This window comes from Bacillus sp. JJ1503 (assembly GCF_036965125.1).
Classification (GTDB): Bacteria; Bacillota; Bacilli; order Bacillales; family Cytobacillaceae; genus Cytobacillus.
Window position 1 is genome coordinate 680 of record NZ_JBALOZ010000417.1, and the last position, 599, is coordinate 1,278.

Sequence of the window (599 nt, forward strand, 5' to 3'; positions counted from 1 at the left end):
ATATTGGAGATAATAAAATAATTCATATGGCAAATACAAAATTAAACATCACTATTTCCGATTTAGATAGTACTTCCTACTATAAAAATAATTATATGACTGCACGTAGAGTCCTGCCGTCTTTAATGCCATCTAACCCGCCAACTAAATCAGATAACATTATTGAAGATGCTTATGATCTTATGGATAATGTAAAAATGGGCAGTGTTAATGATGAAAGATCCATGAAATTTACTGGAGCGGGCTACGTTAACTATATTTACAAATTAAATGGTGTTAGCTTAGGAAAAACTTCAGTAAGAGACTTATCAAAATTAGGTACAAAAGTATCGCGCTCAAACTTAAAAAAAGGTGATCTAATTTTCTTTAATAGTACAGTAGGTTCTAGCACACCGTCTAGGGTAGCCATTTATGCAGGTGAACACCGTATAATTGTGCCAAGCTCAGATGGAATTAGCTCGAGAGTTCTGTTATCCGATTATTATAACAGCCACTATATGTATGCTAAGCGCGTGTATTAATAGAAAAAAACTAAAATACGTAGGATAGGATCACTTGTGTACATTTAGAAAAAATACAGGAAGCATTCGTTTGCGAAA

1 protein-coding gene is annotated in these 599 nt (G+C 33.4%); it reads left to right on the forward strand.

The window, feature by feature from the left end; all coding sequences use genetic code 11:
• Positions 1-521: C40 family peptidase (locus tag V7149_RS24155; protein WP_335348116.1), on the forward strand; the 521-nt coding region annotated here is incomplete at its 5' end.
• Between the last annotated feature and the right edge of the window lie 78 nt (positions 522-599).